A 20,290-nucleotide genomic window follows, 5' to 3' on the forward strand; every position below is an offset into this window, starting at 1 on the left:
TTAGAGATAAATTCTGGTTTTTCTTTTCTTAGCAAAGAACCAAACTCCTGTAGCTGTTCCAAGAACCAAAAAAAATACGAAGCCATACAGTAAAGATTTGTTTGAACTACTAATCGGTTTTATCGATCCGCTCACTTTAAATCCAGCCCAATAATACGGATCTTTAAGAATAGGGTCTTCGGTATTTTGAAGGTATTTGCGCTTAGCTTGCGCAATAGCTCGATCTTTTGAAAGCCCATTTTTAAGGGAGTCATAATAATACCTCATTAATACTGCAGTGGTTTTATCATCAACCTTCCAAAAGGTTGTAGTTAATGAAGAAACACCAGCATAAAAGAAGCCTCTCTCCATACTTAACATGCCTTCTCCTTGTTTTAAAGAACCAAAACCCGTTTGACATGCGCTTAATGTTACCATATCGGCATCAATTTGATAGCTATATAAATCCTTTACAAAAAGCTTATCACTTGGTGTTACACTGGTTTCTCCTTTTGAAAAAGAAAGGTAAGAATAGTCTGGATTGGTATCATTAAAAAAACCGTGAGTGGCAAGATGAATAATTTTATATTGATCAGAAATTTCTTTAAAATTTTCAATAGAAGCCTGATTATCAACAAACAACCTTCCATCAAAATATTCGACGATTTTTTGAGCTTCATCAGTATTATGAAGTAATTGTCCATTAGCACTACCTGCTTTAAAAACAGGAGCAAAAACTGCCATCTTCGTAGTTTTTGAATACTTCAACTGCTGCTCACTATATAGTGTAAGTGAATTGGCATATGAAAAAGCATAATCATTGATAAGATAATCTTCGGGAAGATTAGATTTTGACAACCCGCCAAAAGGTATATAATGAAAAAATCTATCAGGAATAATAAGCAGCGATGAAACTTCTGCAGGGATCGCCTCCTTTACATAGCTCTCGTAAATAATCTTTGCTAGTTGTGCACTACTACCAACATCTTGATAATTAAAAGAAGTTACATTTTTATACCACTGTTTAATAACGGCTTCTCTTCTTTTATCAATCGGAAACTTCTCGAAAGAGGCACCTTTTTTTGTAATAGATATCGTATAAACATTTTCCGGAGTAACAAAATAACTAATTGCGCCTTGATCCTTGGTAATCACCTCTTTTTTTGCTTTATCCAGCGATATTACTTCAGAATTATATTTAAGATCATAATAACTTGGATACTTTTTTTCTATTTTTTCTATAAAATCGTAATATCGATCTCGCTCTTCATACAACTCCTTTATCTTTGTATTTTTAGATAAACTATCTCGAGATCTAAATATCTCCTTTTCCAAGTTATGAAGAGTTGATTGATAAATTTTTTCCTTTACAACAATCTCATTGGGAACCAATCCAAATTTTTGCGCTTGAGTTTTTCTTACTGCTTCAAGCAAATATATCCCCTTGCTTTTCTCAAAAAAATAAAAGGCATCTTTAAGATAGGATTCTTGCCGATCTTCTTCGTATAATGCATAAGCAATTTTAATCATTAAATTGAACGAGGGAAATACGTTATTAACCAAGAACTCTTTGTCTAACTGATTCTGAAATTCGGGTTTCATTGCATCTACTGCCTTTATTATCTGATATGAAGTTCGGTTGGCAATTTCTAAGTATTCTTTAGTATCATACTTAACGTAAGCTAGATTTAGGGCTTTTAATTTCAAAGACAATACTTTTACAAACATTTGCTTTGAAAAAACCTTATCTACTTCGGGAAAACTATTAAAATCTTCTTGGTTGCTAAATTCTAAAGATAATTGGGTGAGTGCTTTTTGATACCTTTTAAGTGCTTCTAATGGCTCTTTTTTAGACGCATAAACGTTTCCTAAGTTTGCATAGGCTTGCGCTAGATCTTGATGTTTCTCTCCGTAAAAATATTGATGTGTTTGGGTAAGATATTCCCTATAAAATTTTTCGGCTTTCGCATATTCTTTTTTTTGCAGGAAAATATCTCCATAAAACTGATGCGAAGTCCTTTGAAAAGGATCGTTTTGAAGATAATACTTTTTACTTTGCTCTAATACACCCAATGCACTGTCTAGTTTTTTTTGAGCTATATAACTTTTAGTTATAATTTTTTGAATAGAAATGATCGTATTTTTAAATCTTTTTTGATTTTCTTTTTCATATCTATTAGTATAATATTGTAGGGTTTTCTTCGCCAGTTTAATCGACTCCTCATACTTTTTTTCTTTAAAATACAACGAGGACAATGATACTTCGGTCGCTATTTGTCTGTTCTTATTGCCTATCTCCAGATTTTTATTGTAATACAATTTGGCTTGCTCATACTTTTCTTCATATTCATAATTACCAGCTATATAATCATGAATAAGATATATCATTTTTGACCGATCATCATGCCCGATGGTATCTTCTGTATTCTCAAGCCTATTTAAAAGTTCTTCAAACTGTCGTAGAGAAGTTTGTGTATCCTTTATTTTGTAATGATATGACGCATAATCAAAAAGTAGTCTATTCTTATATTTACCCTTAGTATGGAGTGTGTATACTGCTGGATCATTTTTTAAAATCGAATCTGTTTTTTTTAAATAGCAGGAAACCTTATTGAGGTCATAGTGATAATCACTACAAAAAGACAAATAGGTTAAAATATCTAATTTATCGGTAAGGTAATCGTTCCTATGGGCTATTTGGAAAGCCGCTTCAAAATAATAGATTAAACTATCTTTTTCTGTATACAAAAACCCGATGCCTTTTTTTACTAAGGCATCGAGTTCTTTTCTCGTATTATGTTCTTGTTCTTGACCGCTAATCAATTGAACAGAACCAAAAAATAATAAACCCCAAACAAGGTATTTCATTTGTTATAGTTGTTGTGTTTTAACAATCTTATCGAATCACCATATTATTGTATCTAAACCTAAAGGCATTAACCAAATTATTATCGTTTATTTGGTTAATATTCTACGGCTATTTTCTCTTATTTTGAAAGTATTGAGGACAATTATCTTGATTAGCTTCTTCTAATGATTCAATTACAAAACTTACAGGCCCTGAATAATCCATTTCCTCATATTTATAAAACGGAACGAACAAGGAACCATCTTCTAATCTTTCAGGTGATCCAAATTCACCCACTGGCTCTCCATATCTATTAACCAGCTCAATATCCAGATGATCTCCTTCTATTTCTTGTGCAATAAATAACCTTTTTAAGTCACTTAAATCTCTTGGACAGTTTCCTTGATTATCATCTTCTGGACATCTTTCCGGAAGTGGAGCATCAATTAACACTCTAGAATATCCTGTTAGTTTATCCAAATCAATCATCTCTCGCTCAATTAGAGCACTTACGGTCTCTACACATAATTTGGCTTCATCTTCACTCATTTCAGGATAGTCCTTATCATCAGAATGGTTTTCAAAATATGCCACTGCTGTTTCACATTCTTTCAATCTCTTTTTAAGACATTCTAATGACAGATTCTCAAGTAAGAAATCTCCCGAATTTTCTTGCTGACTGGTTTTGGTGAATTCTTCTTCTAGTTTGTTTTCTGGTTCATCACAGGACCAAAATATTGTAACAATAATAGTAACCGCAAAAAAATAATTTTTCATTTGTGTGATTTGTTTTAATTAATATTCCCTTTTCCCTTTAGTACCTTGGTTACAAAAAAGTAAACATCCCCTCTTATTTTTTTATTTGTAACTAAGACAGGCGAATATACAGCCAATACCACAACAAAATAAAGGGGTCAAAACCCCTTTTTTACTTTATAACAAAATTGATCGAAAAGTTATTTCTTAAGGTTAGCAGCTACCTTTTCCAAGGCTATATACCAATCTTCTCCAAACTTGCGTATGAGAGCTTCTTTTACAAATTTGTAGACCGGAACCTGTAATTCTTTACCTAGCGTACAGGCATCATCACATATTTCCCATTTGTGATAGTTTACTGCAGAAAACTCGGTATATTCCTGAATTCGTATTGGATATAAGTGGCAGGAAATTGGCTTTTTCCAATCTATTTGACCTTGATTATAAGCCTCTTCAATTGCACACATAGCTGTGCCTTTTTCATTAAAAATTACGTAAGCACAAGCCGCTCCTTTATCAATAAGCGGAGTTTCTAATTCTCCGTTTTCAGTTTTAATATATAGACCTTGTCTTTCTATTGCCTTAACCCCTTCTTCACGTAAAAAAGCTTTGACTATAGGATAAACTTCTTCAAGCTTTTGAATTTCAGACTCTTCTAAAGGAGCTCCAGCCTCCCCATCTATACAACATGCGCCTTTACAAGCAGAAAGATTACACACAAAATCTTTTTCTATAATATCTTCTGAAATGATGGTTTTTCCTAACTGAAACATGGCGCTAAGATAATTGTTTGGCGCATTTTTTTTAAGTTTATTTATCTTTTTATGCTACTTTTATTACTAAAAATAGCCATACTTTTGCTAACAAAAAGTAACACACAACAAATTGACATTATTGTATAACTAGCAACACTAACTACCTATGAATTTTGATTTTACACAAATCTTAACAGCTAGCATGATCCTTTTTGCTGTAATAGACATTATTGGCAGTATACCTATTATCATAGATCTTCGTAAAAAAGTTGGTCACATACAAAGTGAGAAAGCTTCTATTGTAGCGGGTATTTTAATGATCGTTTTTCTATTTGTTGGTAAAAACATATTAAACCTTATTGGTATTGATGTAAATTCATTTGCCGTGGCTGGTGCCTTTATTATTTTCTTTTTGGCTCTAGAAATGATCCTGGGCATTCAACTATATAGAGATGATGAACCTGAAACTGCTGCTGTGGTTCCTTTGGCATTTCCATTAATAGCTGGAGCAGGAACCATGACTTCTATTCTCTCGCTAAGAGCAGAATACCACCCCGAAAACATAGTTGTCGCAATTATAGTAAATATCATATTTGTATACATCGTTCTTAAATCTTCTGGCAAAATCGAAAGATTTTTAGGAAAACAAGGTATTAATGTGATTCGAAAGATTTTTGGGGTTATTTTATTGGCTATTGCGGTAAAATTATTTGCCACCAATATAAAAGGCCTGTTCTAAATACAATTTTATAAAAATTTAAATTAAAATACTTTGAAATACTTTATATACATTCTTATTGCAATTGCCTCGGTATTATTGGCCTACAATACTATTCACCTAGATTTTAAAGATTTATTCGGTAAAGATAGTAAGGCAGCTCTTGTAGGTGTTTTTGCCTCCGCATGTACTATTGTGCTTATGCTCATTTTACTCATTTCTAGACGTATTCAAGAAAAAAAGAAAGGAAAGTAATAGCACTAAAGCTTTTTAGAAAAGAAAGAAACAAGCAATAATAACCGGTGGCACCGATATCACCATCATAATCATAAAGAAATTGTGTAATTTCCTATAGATAAGTGCTTTTTTAAGCGATTTTTTAAGCTTTAAGTCTGTAGAGCTTCCTATATGCTCTCTAATCACATCGGCAGACACGTAGGAGGTATCTACCAAAATATCGTGTTTTAAAAAAATAGACGCACTATTATCAAGCAACCTAAATGCTACTGCTATGATAAAGAAAAAGAGTGGGGAGCAAATTCCTATTGCTATGAGATATTCTTCAAGTATAGACATATAATGGGACTAATTACCCTCGCTTTGAGAGAGCGATAATACTTTGTTAATCATTGCATCATCTTTATTTATTATTTTCTCAAACACATCAGTACCAAATAGCTGTTGTGCCATGGTAGCCTTCAAATATTTTTTAAGCTGCTCTTGATAATTTTTCAATTCGATATCAACCCCAATTCGTCTTGCATATCTCATAAAGCCCTCTGCAAAATCATCTGTAATGACTACCTCATCTTTAAACTTTTCTTCAGACAAATTATTGTAGAACTCGCGCTTTTTATCGAGTTCTTCAAAAACATAGCGCCCCATTCGGCCAGATCGCAAAAGATAACTTAGCGTCTCTCCCACTCGTGTCGTATCTTTACCCACAAAAATATCTGGGATAATACCTCCACCGCCATATACTATTTTGCCCCCTGGTGTCTTAAATTTTAAGGAATCTGCCACCTGAATACTATCTGCACTAAGCATTTCACCATTCTTATATCGCTCCAAATATTCATTAAAATATTCTTTATTCCCATTTTCATATGGTCTTTGAATCGATCTCCCCGTTGGCGTATAATATCGAGATATTGTTAATCGAACCGCGCTACCATCTCCCAAAGCCATTTCTCTCTGTACAAGTCCCTTTCCGTAAGAACGTCGTCCAACTATTGTTCCTCTGTCATTATCTTGAATTGCTCCGGCAAAAATTTCGCTGGCAGAAGCAGAATTTTCATTCAACAATACATATATCCCTCCTTCTTCGAAATCTCCTCTATGGGTTGCAAAATTATTTTCTATGGCTCCTTTTTTATTTTTGGTAAACATGATAAGCACGTCATCTTTAAGGAACTCATCCGCCATTTTTAAAGCTGGAGCAATAAATCCCCCTCCATTATCTCTAAGATCAACCACCATGTTTTCTGCACCTTCTATCTTTAAAGAGTCTAGGGCTCTCTTAAATTCTTTAAAGGTAGTTTCTGCAAATCGATTAATTTTAATATAACCCAACTCATCGGTTAACATATAAGCTGCATCAACACTTTGTAGTGGCACTCTTCCTCTTTTTACCATGACATCAAATACTCCGGTACCTTTACGAAATACTTTCAATTGTACCTGACTATTAAGTTCGCCTTTCAATTTATCTGCAAGCCTATCTCTAAGCAGGCTTTCTCCATACAGCGTATCATTATCTGCCATTAGAATTCTGTCACCTGCTTTAATTCCCGATTTTTCACTAGGTCCCCCTTTAATGGTGTTGATTACCGAAATTGTGTCTCGGAAAGAATAATAGGTCACTCCAATTCCAATAAAATCTCCCTGCATACTCTCGGTAATACCTTCCAACTCTTCTGGCGGAATATATACAGAATGAGGATCTAGATTTTCTAAAATGCTATTTACAGTTACTTCTACGATACTATCGGTATTGATCTCATCGACATATTCATAATCGATGTAATCTATCAGGCGGTTAAGCTTCTCTTTTTTTGCATTAGAAGAGAACAACTTGGCAGAAGGGTTGCTAAAATCTAATTTACTACCTAAAAACACTCCCGCTCCTACTGCTAATCCCAAAAACAAGGGCAAGTATTTTTTTGAATATCCCATTAATCTTCTAAATCGGTAATCTGTTCTATTTCTACTCCGGCTTTTTCCAAAAATTTAAGCCCGGAATTATCTTTATACCCTACTTGATACACGATCCGCTTTATACCGGCCTGGTGAATCAACTTACTACATTCCTTACATGGTGATAATGTAATGTATAACGTAGCTCCTCTACAAGATTGGGTAGAAGATGCTACTTTTAAAATTGCATTGGCTTCTGCATGCAATACATACCACTTTGTATATCCTTCTTCATCTTCGCATGGATTCTCGAAACCCGTTGGTGTTCCGTTAAATCCATCGGAGATGATCATTCTATCCTTAACAATAACCGCACCAACTTTTTTCCTTTCACAATGGGATAATTTCCCCCATTCTCTAGCTATTCGTAAGTAGGCTTTGTCATACTTTAGTTGTTTCTTTTTAGACATAGGGTAGAATGACTCGTATTAACATAACAATCAAAGTACGAATATATTATTACAATGTGGCAAATACAACTGAAAAGAGGACTTAATTACCAAATTTTATTGGCAATGATCATCGGGATTACCATTCCTATAACAATCGAAGAGACTACCAGAATCCATTCTCGCTTAGAAAACCTTAAAAATGATTGAAATATAAAGCTCACAATAAGAACAAATAAGACCACTACCAATTGTGCTGCTTCGACTCCCAGTGCAAATTCTATTAAAGGGAGAATTTTGGAACTAACATTACTACTAATCGCCTTAAAATAGTTAGAAAATCCTAACCCATGAATAAGCCCAAAGAATATGGTTGTACCATATAAAACCCCAATTTTACTAGTATTTGAACCATTTTTGGATGTAAGAATATTAAAAATTGCTGTAGCCAAAATAGTTATGGGGATTAAGAATTCTACCAAACTCGCATTCACAGACACTACATTGTAGGCTGCCAAAAACAATGAGACTGTATGCCCAAGTGTAAAAAGAGTAACTAATAATAGAATGCGTTTCCAGTGATCGAAGGTATACCCTATGACAAGTACAACTAAAAATAAGATATGATCATAAGCCGTCCAATCTAATACGTGATTGAAACCAAGTTTTACATATAACCAAAATTCTGACATACTTCATATTTTTGAGGTTGGGCTAATGTACAATTTAAAACGTGAAGAAAGAAATGACTGAAATTTCTTATTAAAAGTTTAACCCTTTCCTACCTAAAAATAGGGTTATTTTCCTTCTTCATACAAAAATAAATTACTTACTTTTACTCGACTTACGTAAGCCCGAAGAGTGTAATTGGAATATATCACAAAAACTCTTAATAAAAACAACAAATGAAAAGTATTAATACTAATACCATTCTTCAAATTGTAGCACTATTATTTCTAATTATTATTGGGTATATGACTTTTAGTTCTGGATCTAACTGGAAAATTATCAAGTCTGAATTAGACAATGCCAGAAATGAGTTAAAGACCTCTCAAGAAACCCTAGTGAATACAAAATCTGAACTGGAAAGCTCTAAAAAAGAGTTTGAAAAAATGAAAGCACAAAAAGATCTTATTATTCATAAAAGAGATTCTTTGATTTTAGATTTTAAGAGGAGAAATGCCAAAGATTGGGAAGAATTACAACGAATTAAGGATTCGATAAAGCTTGTTAATGATCAATTGGCTAAAGACAGAGTTATTGTTGGTAGTTTGTTAGGATTAGATCAATAATATATCGAAAATCACACGATACTCTTTACTTTATTTTATAGTATATAATTCACACATCATGAAAAAAATTGCAATTATTTTTTTACTCTTTACAGTTTCGATTTCCTTTGGTCAGGATCTAGATTCGCTGAAAGTTATTGAAATACCCAGATCATACGCCGATCGCATTGGAGAGCCGTTTCAAGTAAAAGAAGATAGTTTATATATGTTTCGCACTTCTGACATTTATTTGGTTAATGTGAAGTCTTTTACCGCGCTTAAAAAAGTATACTTAAGCACATTGGATCAAGATAAAATGACCAAAGACTTAATCGAGAAATACACCCAAACATTAAGAAAGAATATTGATCTGGAGAAAAAATTAAAAATCAACTTTCAAGCTTCAGACAGTTTAGATTTGGAAGTCTATAAAAGAACGCAAACCACATTGGCCAATACGCAGCGAGCTCTTGATTACACGATAAATAGTCTTGAGAAAGCATCAAACAGTTTAGAGATTGTTGAAAAGAACGCTAAACGACAACGTAGAAAAAGTGCTTTTGAAAAATTCCTCTTTGCTCTGGGTGGTGTTGGAATTGGTGTATTGGTAGGGGTTTCTTTGTAAACACAACCTATGAAAAGAAAAAGGTATACCTTATAACTCACAAAATGGCATACCTTTTTCTAGGTCTAGTATTCGTGATCATGCAACACTAGTTACATCCCAAATCAATTTTAGAAGCATCATCACTATTTGGAATACAATTTCCAGATCTTACCTTGTTAGGCACATATCTATCTAAGTTTGGATCTCTAAGACCATTTTCTATAAACAATACCAAATTGTTTATCTGGTTTTGCGTAAGGTTTTGTTGTTCTTTAAAAATTGGATCCAAAAGATGGGTAGGAACTGGAGCTTGCCCGTTAGTTCCATCTTTTTGAGGAATCCCATTTAATTTATACACCACAATATCTCTTATTGAAGTAAAAGACCCGCCGTGACCATAAAAGCCATTATCTGTTAGATTGTATAACGTAGGGGTCTTAAATTTAAATCGATCTCTTCCCAGATTGCTAAACCCTTTTCTCCCTAACCTAACATTACGTTTAAAACTTAAGGTATCTTTAACCACCACTGGATTACCCGGAGAATTGGAAAAATCGAACATCCCAAGCGCATAGAAATTTTCATCATTTAAGGCTGGTCCAGTATGACACTCGTAGCATTTTGCTTTACCAAAGAATAACTTCGCCCCTCTTTTTTCTTTATTGCTTAGTGCATTCGAATCTCCTTTAAGCCATTGCTGCCAGGGCGATTCATTTGCAAGCACTGTTCTTTCATAGGCCGCTATAGCAAGTCCTCCGGTTTCTCTTGTATAACGTTCTGCCTTTGGAATATCTGGAAAAGCTTTGTTAAACAAACCTTTATAATTAAAGTTGGTTGCAAAATCTTCATTTATCAATAATCCATGAACATCTTGTCCTTTTAGTGCCTGCACTTCTACACCTTCAAATCCTAAAAAATTTTCGGGTATATTGGCCCAGTTAGCTTCAGTTCCAATATTGGGACCCATTGCTCCAAATTGCCCATTCCATAACATGATCCTCTGAAAAGCTGCATTAAGAATTGTAGGAGACCTAATGGGCTGTATATCCACCAAGTCGACTGAAATGTTAGGATCTATAATTCTACCTTCACCATTGACCCCAAAACCTATTCCCCCTTCTCCAATTCCCTGTCTTACCCCTGCACTAAAACCTGCTGCTGCATGATGGCATGAAGCACAAGAATAGGTATGTAAGTTTGCTGCAGATTTTGGATTTCCTCCTGTAGCCGTATCGTGAAAAAGTAACTTTCCTAACTTTACTTTTTCTGCCGTGATAGGGTTTAATGGATCCTGCGGAATATTTGCATAATCATTACTTTCAGGAAGAATAAAAAATGAAACACCTACCCCACCAGAAGCATTGCCCAAAGCCGAAAGAAGCTGACTATCTAAATTAGCATTCATTTTATCGATCCCCTGCGAGCTTTCTTTTTCAAGAACTATATAATCTTCCTTTTCACAAGAAAAAAAGACAATAATAAATATCAATAAGAATGCTTTTCTAGTAAGTAAGCCTTTATATATAGTAGATAACAACTTCATCTTCTTATTTTTCTAATTACAATTTCATTACTATTTCAGTTTCCATTTCCATTTCCATTTCCGTTTCCGTTTCCGTTTCCATTCCCGTTTCCATTCCCATTTCCGTTTCCATTCCCATTTCCATTTCCATTTCCGTTTCCATTCCCGTTTCCATTTCCGTTTCCATTCCCATTTCCGTTTCCATTTCCGTTTCCATTTCCACCACCGTTATCACCATTATCTCCCCCTCCTCCATCTGCTTCGCAACCTAAATCTAAATTCGATTGATTATCACTATTGGGGATACAGTTACCAGAATTTACTGTATCGGGGACATATCTTATCAAGTTAGGGTCTCTCAAACTATTTTCTATAAATGCTACCAGATCATTAATTTCCTCTTCGGTAAGCACCTGTATTTCTTTAAAAGTTTCAGCTAGAAGTGGCATTGGTACATTCTTTTGAGGGTCACCATTAAGCTTGTATTCTACAACATCTTTTACAGATGTGAAAGACGCTCCATGACCAAAAATACCTTGATCGATTAAATTATAGAGTGTTGGGGTTTTGAACTTATAGCGATCACTCACATTATTTGTAAAACCACCTCTACCGTATCGTACTTCACGCTGAAAATTAGAAGTATTGGTCACTACGACTCCTGCTGAATTGAAAAAGTCGTCCATACCCAATGCATAGAAATTTTCGTCGTTTAAAGCTGGCCCTGTGTGACATTCATAACATTTTGCTTTTCCAAAAAACAATCCCGCTCCTTTCTTTTCATTTTCTGTAAGCGCATTAACATTTCCTTTGAGCCAATGTTGCCATGGAGACTCATTTGCTAATACGGTACGTTCAAAAGTTGCAATTGCCAAACCAGCTGTTTCTCTAGTATACCTTTCTGCTTCTGGTAGTTCAGGAAAAGCCGCATCAAATAGAGAACGGTATCCAAAGTTGTCTACAAAACTTTCATTCACCAATAATCTATGTACATCCTGTCCTTTAAGAGCTTGTACTTCTAACCCTTCAAATCCAAGACTATTTTCAGGAATACTTTCCCAGCTTCCATCATTTTCTGCATTGGGTCCTGTTGCTCCAAATTGACCGTTCCAAAGCATTATTCTTTGATAAGCCCCATTGAGTACTGTTGGGGATCGAACAGGCTGAATATCAATTAAATCAACAGATATATTAGCATCCATAATCCTAGCCTCTCCATTAATACCAAAGCCAATTCCTCCTTCTCCAATTCCTTGTCGAATCCCTGCAGCAAAACCTGCAGCTGCATGGTGGCAAGAAGCACAAGAATAAGTAAAAAGATTAGAATTAGTTCTGGGGTTTCCTCCCATTGCTGTTTCATGAAAAAGGAGTTTTCCCAAAACTACCTTTTCTGCAGTTATTGGGTTCAAAGGATCTTGCGGAATATTACTATAATCATCACTATCTGGGAAGGTGAAGAAGGAACGCCCTACACCATCAGACAAACTATCTAGAACATCTTCAAGATCAATATCTAATTGTGTGGCATTTGGGTCATTGACAAAGCTTTTGAAAAAACTTTGCGAATACTGTTGCTCTTCTAAAGGTAAATCTATGTAGTTCTCGTCGTCACAAGAAATAAAAATAACCATGAATATCAAAAAGTATACTTTTCTCATTTGTAAGTTTTTATGATTAGTTTGCTTTATATACCAGACCTAATGAAATTGCCGAAGCTCTATCATAATTTCTACCATTCATATTTACTGTGTACCCAGAAGAAATCCCAAAACTATTTTTATAAACCGGAACATATAAATCAAAATAAAAATTGGTATAGTCTACCTCTGTTTCAGGAAGTGCCGCAGCTCCTCCAGCAGCCACAAACTCTGGAGAACCAATATCAAACCCACTTAATGAGTTTTGAATTCCAACTTTTGCATGGGCATAGAACCATTTATTGTAATATCCCAATTTTGCACTGTAGATGGTAGCATTAGGAACTTCAAAATCTGAGTTGTTTCTAAGACTATAAGCTGCCTGTAACTCAACAAAAATATTGGATGGGGTTGCCAATTGAATAAAACCACAACCATCAAAAGCTGTAGCTCCATTACCAAGAGATAATATCCCTGCCTCTTCATACCCTCCAATAGGTAGCGTTACACCAGTAGCACCGCCAACCGCTATTTTAGTGGCATTATTTAATTTCTTATCGATGATTTTGGCCTTCATAAAAACACTTAAATCCTGTACTCCAGACACCTGACTTTCCTGAATTACAGGATCAGGTACATCACCTTCATTTTCAACTGAAATATAGGGTACATTTATAGTAGTTGACAACCAATCTAATACTCCGTATTCTCCATAAACACTTACAATAGAAGACGAAATCTCTCCCATGTTCATGGGGTTGTTTTTTGCTAAAGTTTCGCCTCTGTAAAAATTATCAAAACTTTTATACGAGTAGGAAGTCGCTACTGTGAGATCATTTTTTTTAGGAAAAAAACCATTGATTAATGTTTGTGCCGATACTGTAGAAATAGTTAAAAAGCATAGTATCAAGATCGCTTTTTTTGGTTGGATTACGTCGAACATAATTGTAAAATTTAGGTTTTAAAAGATGTATCAAACTTTGATAAAAGCTCATGTATACCATTCTACCCTGAACAAAGGGAGGAATCATATGCATACATCATGAGTAAACCGGGTTTATTCATGAAAAAAATTACATTTTGACAATTACCAAAGGGGTAAATATTTCTTGAAGACTATCTAGGGGTAAAAGTATAGAACAGTGGTTCTATTTACTTGCTTGTAATTGGTGTCTTTTCGTTGTTTTTATTAAGATTCCAATCATAGGTAATAAAATGCCTATCTGTTAATTTAATATTTGGATTGATCTTAACATTAGCATATTGATTTATAAAATCGATGACATCGATATTATACGAAGTAAAATCATCTGCATACCACTTAAAAATTTCAGAAACCCTTACAGTACTCGAATTGATTTGATTTCTCTGCGGGTCATTTATAAACTCCCTGGTTCTATCTTCTAGGGCTTCTCTAATATTTGCACTTGTATAGGCCCGATTCCAAAGTCTTGGGGAAGATACTGAACCACAGTTCAATAAAAAGTGAATTCTAGGATCTCCAAATTTTCTTAAAATACTATGTTCTATATCATCAAGACTATAACGAACATTTTGTGATTTAAAAGCTTTTTTCTTCCAAGGATTTTCTACATCGTTTATCGAATTGATAGGATATTCATCAATAATCATCTTCATGGCTGTGGCATTATATACATTAAGCCAATATGCCAGTTTTTCATCTTTACTCCACTGTTCTTGAGGAGCAATAGTTTGTAGGTACCTAAAATATTTATAAAAAATAGCTACATCTGTAGTCACTCCATCGTAGTCGACCATACCTTCATCGGTAACATTGAGAATAAGAATTTGGTCCCAAGCCGAATGATCTACAATTTCCTGACTTTTAATAGCGCTAAATAAAAATAAGAATACAACAAAAAGGAGGGTTCTAAGAGATTTCATTTGATTAGTTATTTTGGGGGTTAAACTTGTTAGTGTTATTTAAAAAATTAACTAACACATAAAAGCTAATTTATAAAAAATTACAATTAATATCATGTTATATAACTAACATTCATTATAATTTCATGTATTTATCCGTTTTTAAATATTAAATTGTAATTTTTTTACTGTAAAACCCTCGTTTTTTATAAAAAATGTTAAATAAAAATATATTCCAAAACAAAAAATCGACAATTAAACCACAACACTATTCTGGTTTTCAATTAATTAAAAAAACAAATATCACTAAAAAAAGTGTTTTTAGAAATGTTAAAATCTGTTCTTTTGAACGATTTCCATAAGTCGGTTTTTATAATTTCTTCCAATAGGAATTTGTGAAGAATCTATGCTTATTTTATTGTCAACAATAGACTGTATTTTTTCTATAGAAACAATAAAAGATTTATGCACTCTGATGAAGTTATGATTATTTAAGTTTTCTTCGGCCTGCTTCATGGTAATTAATGCCAGATGCTTTTTATGATCTAAGGTGTGAAAAGCCACATAATTTTGCATCGCCTCTACGTATAAAATGTCTTTTGCATAGATTTTCTCGTAGGTTCTGTCATTTTTTATAAAAAAATAATCGATGCCAGTAGTAGCAGATATATTTGAAGGTGGATTATTCTTAATTTGCTGAAGCTCCCATACTTTTTTTACAGCCTTAAAAAAACGATTGAAAGTTATTGGTTTTAATAAATAATCAACCACATCGAGTTCAAATCCCTCAAGTGCATAATTAGGGTAAGCTGTGGTTACAATAACTGATGGTCTATGATTGGTGATTTTCAAAAACTCAATTCCATTCATAACAGGCATTTGAATATCCAGAAAAATAAGATCCACATGATGTTGTTCCAAAATCTCGGTCAGTTTCAATGGATTATTGCCTTCGCCTACCACTTTTAGAAAATCGATTTCACGAATATAATTTGCTATACATTCTCTAGCCAAAGGTTCGTCATCTATAATTGCACACTGTATCATTGTTGTTTTTTGAATCTATATTTAAAAAGATAGTTCTTCAGCATAACGCTCCTCAAACTTCCCTTTTCCTTCTAAACGAATTTGTAAGGTAAGATTAAAGGCATTGGATTCTTCGATAATTTCTAAGATATGTTGATGTGGATACATCAATTCTAATCTACGTTTAACATTGGCCAAACCAATTCCATTACATCCGATAATATCACTAGAATTTGCTTGTCTGGGTGCCGTACTATTTCCAACTTTCATGGTAAGATTGGCGTTCTCAAAGGCAAGGTCTATTGTAATCCAGTTCTTTTGCGCCTGGGTTTGAGAAACATGCTTAAATGCATTTTCTATAAAAGGCATTAATATGAAAGGAGCTATATTAATATTTGAAGATGTAGTTGGAGTAATATTGAACTCACAATGTACACTAGCATCTAATCGAAGACTGCCTAATTCTATAAAATTATTTAAGTAGTTGAGCTCATGTTCCAAGGGTATTTTGGCTGAATTGCATTCATAAAGTTGGTATCTCAAAAGATCTGAAAACTTCGCCAGAGAATCTGAAGCCATATCTGGATTCTTATGAATTAATACAAAAATTGAATTAATTGTATTGAATAAAAAATGTGGATTAAACTGAGATTTCAAGAATTTGAGTTCTGTTTCTATTTTCTCTTTTTCCAATTCTTGTTCTCTTTTCCGGGTTTCGATCCAATTTTTGCCTAACTTAATACTCATTGCTAATGTCATACTCGCAATTGTAGACGACAAGGCATTAGATTTAAAAAGTTCCCAATATGCAGTAGTGGGTTTCTTAAATAATTCTTCAAAAGGTAGCCCGGTGACAAGAGGTGTTAGATAATAACCACTCACAATAAAAGAAGCCGTAATCATGATTGTAAGAAACAAAGCAAAAAGATAAATTCTGTATCTCCCGGTAATCAAGTATTTTGGGATCAGGTAGTAGAGGTTAAAATAAACTGCCAATGCTTGAAACACTACATAAAAAATAAACTTAGTAGTATAGGGCGAAAATAAAATATTATCAATTGCTTGCACAGGATCTCCTATTGATATCGACCACCAAGCAAAATGGTATACCGCCCAAAATAATAAATGATAAATTTTATATTTATAAAACCACTGAAGCATACTTGCTATATAAAAACAGATTTACTCGTTGCATTGAATTTATGTAATTTATAGTAGACTCCCAATTTTATTGTCTTTTAAAATATTGGATTCTAAATTTCTAGATGCCATAGATTTTTATAGAACTCTGCTCTTTGGTATTAAAAAACAGACCTATGATAAATAGTGAAACAACCTCTTATAATTCATTTATTGCACTCTAAACAATTCAGAATTTATTAAAACTAGGAATTCATAGTGTTTTATCGAATTGATAATTAGAAATGTTATCAAAATATTGATCAACTGTATGATTTTATAAACAAACAGCAATTATCTTGTTTTACTCATTTCTTATACTTCATTTATCTAATTTTACAACCTTCGTAAACACAATTGTACGGTTTGTCACTTAGCTTTTAAACCTGAAAACAAATGATGTTACTTTACTATCACTACACAGCAAAAACATTACAAAATGACACGAATCACTTTACTATTATCGGTTTTAATTTGCTCTAATTGATTTTTAATACAACAGAAAAACATCTAATCTATAGGATCGTTTTCTTAAAGGTGGTAATTGACTTCTATTCTTTTATAAAATGCACAGACTTATTCACTCTTTCTCCTTGTATACTAAGAATATAATTTCCTAAGGATAACCTTTTAATAGGTAATTAATAAAGATGCACTCCTTTGATTTTTTGGGTCATCACCCTACGACCATTCAAGGCAAATATCTCAATCGAAAATTCCTTTTGATCTAGCCCATCAATTGACAAACCAACATTATGATTAGTAGTTATAACAAACCCAACCTCTCACAACACTATGTAAGAGGTTAGATTAGCCTATCAAATTATTGCTTTATAAAATGCATGGTTTTATTAATACCATTAGCCCTTATATTTAACATATAACTACCAGTTTCTAAAGCCTCAAGGGATATTTTGTAAACATGTGTTCCTTTGGTTTTCTTGATTAAAACTCTTCGGCCTATGATATTAAATATTTGGATAGATACCTCCTGATTTTTTAGCCCACTAATTGATATTTCATTACTCTTGACTGGGTTAGGATAAACAGAAATAGTACTTAAATCATCTTTTGCTACAGCTATTTTACTGAGCCTATTGGCACATGATGGGGCTTGAGTAGAATTACTAAAATAAATAGTAAAGTCCCGGTCTTTCGAAACTAATGCCAGATTGTTTCCATCTATAGCTACCCAATAACTTCCATCAAGGCCTACAAATCCTGTATTTGATAGGGTTACTTCAGGATTAGCATTTTGCAATTGATAGGTCATCGTTTCAGAAAAATCTACATACCAGCTTGGAATCCCATCATTGGTATTTAAAGCAAACTGATACAGTCCATTATATGAAGGATCCCAGTTGATCGAAAATTCCCTAAAGTTATCTAGGCTAGGGCCTCCAGTACCTAAAACATATGCATGGTTGTAGGAGACTTTATCCATTGCAGGAATTCCGTTGGCAATTGGAGTCCCAAAAGAACAGTTGTTTGTATCGCCTCCAATATCTTGTACTGTTAATACAAAAGTGTCCTCTGATGTATTACCTTCATTATCTGTTGCCACAGCTCTAAAAGTATGTGTCCCTACATTTAAACCATTCACTTCTTCTGGATTTGGCGAATTATCATGCCCCCATTCATAAGGCACTTTGTTTTCCTGCCTTACCAAGACATTATTGATATAGAGTTTTACATTGGCAATACTTCCATCAGAATCTGATGCTTCTGCCATTACGGCAAGATCATATCCTTGATTTACCGTTAAATTTCCTGATGGGGAAGTAAATGACACCATCGGGGGTGTATTTGTATTCACACCGGTTATTGTTACTTTAAATGTCTTACTTGTAGTAGCCCCATCATTATCTGTAGCTTCTGCCTTGATGGTATGCTCGCCTACTGAAAACCCAAGAAGTTCATCGGCATTATTGCCAGTTCCCCAGGTATATGGCGCATTTACTTCTTGGCGTATAAAATCGTCATCAACGTATAATTTTACATTGTTAACCGATCCATCACTATCCGAAGCGTTTACGGTAACTTCAAAAGCTGAATATCCTTCTTCTACAACAGTGTTTCCGGATGGAGCAGCAAAAGAAACCGATGGGGGTTGATTTGGTGCTGTATTGATCGAAGACGGACATTGCTCTTCTGAAGATTCTGAAACACACCAATCTGCAAATCGAACTTGTTCATCTTTTAGTCCACTAGTTTTCCCTCTATAAATACCCCATTTGGGTCTGTTATAATCTGCTCCGCTTCTCCATAAATCAATATTAGAATCAGAATAAGAAAAAAGGGTTTGACCGTTAGAAACTTTTTTTAACACCACATTAAGAGAGCCATTATCTCCATGTTTTATTTTTATATATCCTTCGACCCATACTCCTTTAAATTTGGATAATGGTTCCTGTTTTAGGTCGACATAAACAGAATTAGGGTTTTTTCTATTATGAACTAACTCAAAATTATCTTTCTGGGCAGACAAGGTAAGTATAGGGGGTTTGTCGTTACTACCTCCTTTAGCCTTCAGCTGAAAAAAATGACAAAACCTATTACTAGCTTTAAAATTACTTGCCAAACAGAATTTCCATCGATAGTAACTTGTAGAGTTTTTAGGATGACGTAAGGTATTTGAACTCGCTCCAGGACCTCCTTTAATTTCTATTCGCACTCGATCGTCATTTTTGCACCTGTCATTATCTTCATCAATATGACTGTGAAAAACAAACACATTCTTCTTCAAGTCACTATCATATTTTTGAGTAATATGTGGACCAAAACTACCGTGTTTACAATCAGGGTCTTCAATACCAAAACCATCATTTTTTATTACCGAATATCCACTTCCTGATCCTGACGTAGCCGAAGAAGTAGTTTGTGAACATACAATGGGAGCAATAAAGAATACTAAAACCCCAACCAAATTATAGCATACCGTAGAAGGTACTTTCAAAAAAAATATTGTGTAATTTCTCATAATAAACCAATATTATAATTAGTAGTTATAACAAACTCAACCTCTCACAACACTATGTAAGAGGTTAGGTTAGCATATCTAATTATTGCTTTATAAAATGCATGGTTTTATTAATACCATTAGCCCTTATATTTAACATATAACTACCAGTTTCTAAAGCCTCAAGAGATATTTTGTGAACATGTCTTCCTTTGGTTTTCTTGATTAAAACTCTTCGACCTATGATATTAAATATTTGAATAGATACCTCCTGATTTTTTAGCCCACTAATTGATATTTCATTACTCTTGACTGGGTTAGGATAAATAGTAATAGTACTTAAATCATCTTTTGCTACAGCAATTTTACTCAACCTATTGGCACACGATGGGGCTTGAGTAGAATTACTAAAATAAATAGTAAAGTCCCGGTCTTTCGAAACCAATGCCAGATTGTTTCCATCGATAGCTACCCAATAACTTCCATCAAGGCCTACAAATCCTGTATTCGATAAGGTTACTTCAGGATTGGCATTTTGCAATTGATAAGTCATGGTTTCAGAAA

Annotated in this window: 19 protein-coding genes; 4 read left to right on the plus strand and 15 right to left on the minus strand. The window is 33.8% G+C overall.

What is annotated here, in order from left to right; translation table 11 throughout:
* The 3 genes from M0D21_RS13605 to M0D21_RS13615 all read right to left on the minus strand — a co-directional run bounded on the left by M0D21_RS13605 (window position 1) and on the right by M0D21_RS13615 (window position 4,356).
* Window positions 1–2,847 (minus strand): CHAT domain-containing protein, encoded by a 2,847-nt coding sequence (locus M0D21_RS13605; RefSeq protein WP_248330399.1) that lies wholly within the window; start codon window positions 2,845–2,847, stop codon window positions 1–3.
* Window positions 2,848–2,956: 109 nt separating this feature from the next.
* Window positions 2,957–3,604, minus strand: a complete 648-nt coding sequence (locus M0D21_RS13610) for a hypothetical protein (protein ID WP_248330401.1) — start codon at window positions 3,602–3,604, stop codon at window positions 2,957–2,959.
* 179 nt (window positions 3,605–3,783) lie between these two features.
* Window positions 3,784–4,356, minus strand: coding sequence for a DUF3109 family protein (locus tag M0D21_RS13615; RefSeq protein WP_248330403.1), 573 nt, complete (start codon window positions 4,354–4,356; stop codon window positions 3,784–3,786).
* A 148-nt stretch (window positions 4,357–4,504) separates the two neighbouring features.
* Between M0D21_RS13615 and M0D21_RS13620 the strand changes: the two genes are divergently transcribed.
* Window positions 4,505–5,077 carry a MarC family protein gene (locus M0D21_RS13620; RefSeq protein ID WP_248330405.1) on the plus strand — a complete coding sequence of 191 codons (573 nt, stop codon included), beginning with the start codon at window positions 4,505–4,507 and terminating at the stop codon, window positions 5,075–5,077.
* A 33-nt stretch (window positions 5,078–5,110) separates the two neighbouring features.
* Window positions 5,111–5,311, plus strand: coding sequence for a hypothetical protein (locus M0D21_RS13625; RefSeq protein ID WP_248330407.1), 201 nt, complete (start codon window positions 5,111–5,113; stop codon window positions 5,309–5,311).
* Between the two features lie 15 nt (window positions 5,312–5,326).
* Here the strand turns inward: M0D21_RS13625 and M0D21_RS13630 are convergent, their stop codons facing one another.
* From M0D21_RS13630 to M0D21_RS13645, 4 genes are all read right to left on the minus strand, one after another.
* Window positions 5,327–5,632: a hypothetical protein gene (locus M0D21_RS13630; protein WP_248330409.1), complete on the minus strand. Its 306-nt coding sequence runs from the start codon at window positions 5,630–5,632 to the stop codon at window positions 5,327–5,329.
* Between the two features lie 9 nt (window positions 5,633–5,641).
* Window positions 5,642–7,231: a S41 family peptidase gene (locus tag M0D21_RS13635; protein WP_248330412.1), complete on the minus strand. Its 1,590-nt coding sequence runs from the start codon at window positions 7,229–7,231 to the stop codon at window positions 5,642–5,644.
* On the minus strand, window positions 7,231–7,662 hold the full coding sequence (locus M0D21_RS13640; protein ID WP_248330414.1) for a deoxycytidylate deaminase: 432 nt from the start codon (window positions 7,660–7,662) through the stop codon (window positions 7,231–7,233). Before M0D21_RS13640 ends, M0D21_RS13635 begins: the two co-directional genes overlap by 1 nt.
* A gap of 86 nt (window positions 7,663–7,748) precedes the next feature.
* Window positions 7,749–8,333 (minus strand): HupE/UreJ family protein, encoded by a 585-nt coding sequence (locus M0D21_RS13645; RefSeq protein ID WP_248330416.1) that lies wholly within the window; start codon window positions 8,331–8,333, stop codon window positions 7,749–7,751.
* 213 nt (window positions 8,334–8,546) lie between these two features.
* Between M0D21_RS13645 and M0D21_RS13650 the strand changes: the two genes are divergently transcribed.
* Window positions 8,547–8,933: a hypothetical protein gene (locus tag M0D21_RS13650; protein ID WP_248330418.1), complete on the plus strand. Its 387-nt coding sequence runs from the start codon at window positions 8,547–8,549 to the stop codon at window positions 8,931–8,933.
* Between the two features lie 58 nt (window positions 8,934–8,991).
* Entirely contained in the window at window positions 8,992–9,537 is a 546-nt protein-coding gene (locus tag M0D21_RS13655; protein ID WP_248330420.1) for a hypothetical protein, read from the plus strand.
* Window positions 9,538–9,625: 88 nt separating this feature from the next.
* Here the strand turns inward: M0D21_RS13655 and M0D21_RS13660 are convergent, their stop codons facing one another.
* The 8 genes from M0D21_RS13660 to M0D21_RS13695 form a co-directional block, all read right to left on the minus strand.
* A complete protein-coding gene (locus tag M0D21_RS13660; protein ID WP_248330422.1) occupies window positions 9,626–11,062 on the minus strand; it encodes a cytochrome-c peroxidase in 1,437 nt (478 codons plus the stop codon).
* A gap of 35 nt (window positions 11,063–11,097) precedes the next feature.
* Window positions 11,098–12,699 carry a cytochrome-c peroxidase gene (locus M0D21_RS13665; protein ID WP_248330424.1) on the minus strand — a complete coding sequence of 534 codons (1,602 nt, stop codon included), beginning with the start codon at window positions 12,697–12,699 and terminating at the stop codon, window positions 11,098–11,100.
* A 16-nt stretch (window positions 12,700–12,715) separates the two neighbouring features.
* Entirely contained in the window at window positions 12,716–13,621 is a 906-nt protein-coding gene (locus M0D21_RS13670) for a hypothetical protein (protein WP_248330426.1), read from the minus strand.
* A 209-nt stretch (window positions 13,622–13,830) separates the two neighbouring features.
* Window positions 13,831–14,583: a DUF547 domain-containing protein gene (locus M0D21_RS13675; RefSeq protein WP_248330428.1), complete on the minus strand. Its 753-nt coding sequence runs from the start codon at window positions 14,581–14,583 to the stop codon at window positions 13,831–13,833.
* A 309-nt stretch (window positions 14,584–14,892) separates the two neighbouring features.
* Window positions 14,893–15,609: a LytR/AlgR family response regulator transcription factor gene (locus M0D21_RS13680; protein WP_248330430.1), complete on the minus strand. Its 717-nt coding sequence runs from the start codon at window positions 15,607–15,609 to the stop codon at window positions 14,893–14,895.
* Window positions 15,610–15,630: 21 nt separating this feature from the next.
* Window positions 15,631–16,749 carry a sensor histidine kinase gene (locus M0D21_RS13685; RefSeq protein ID WP_248330432.1) on the minus strand — a complete coding sequence of 373 codons (1,119 nt, stop codon included), beginning with the start codon at window positions 16,747–16,749 and terminating at the stop codon, window positions 15,631–15,633.
* An 841-nt stretch (window positions 16,750–17,590) separates the two neighbouring features.
* Complete coding sequence (locus M0D21_RS13690) at window positions 17,591–19,747, minus strand: Ig-like domain-containing protein (protein ID WP_248330434.1); 2,157 nt, start codon at window positions 19,745–19,747, stop codon at window positions 17,591–17,593.
* Window positions 19,748–19,829: 82 nt separating this feature from the next.
* Window positions 19,830–20,290, minus strand: a 461-nt coding sequence (locus M0D21_RS13695; protein ID WP_248330436.1) for a T9SS type A sorting domain-containing protein, incomplete at its 5' end; no start/stop codon positions are given.

It is taken from the genome of Aquimarina acroporae, assembly GCF_023195925.1.
Lineage (GTDB): Bacteria > Bacteroidota > Bacteroidia > Flavobacteriales > Flavobacteriaceae > Aquimarina > Aquimarina acroporae.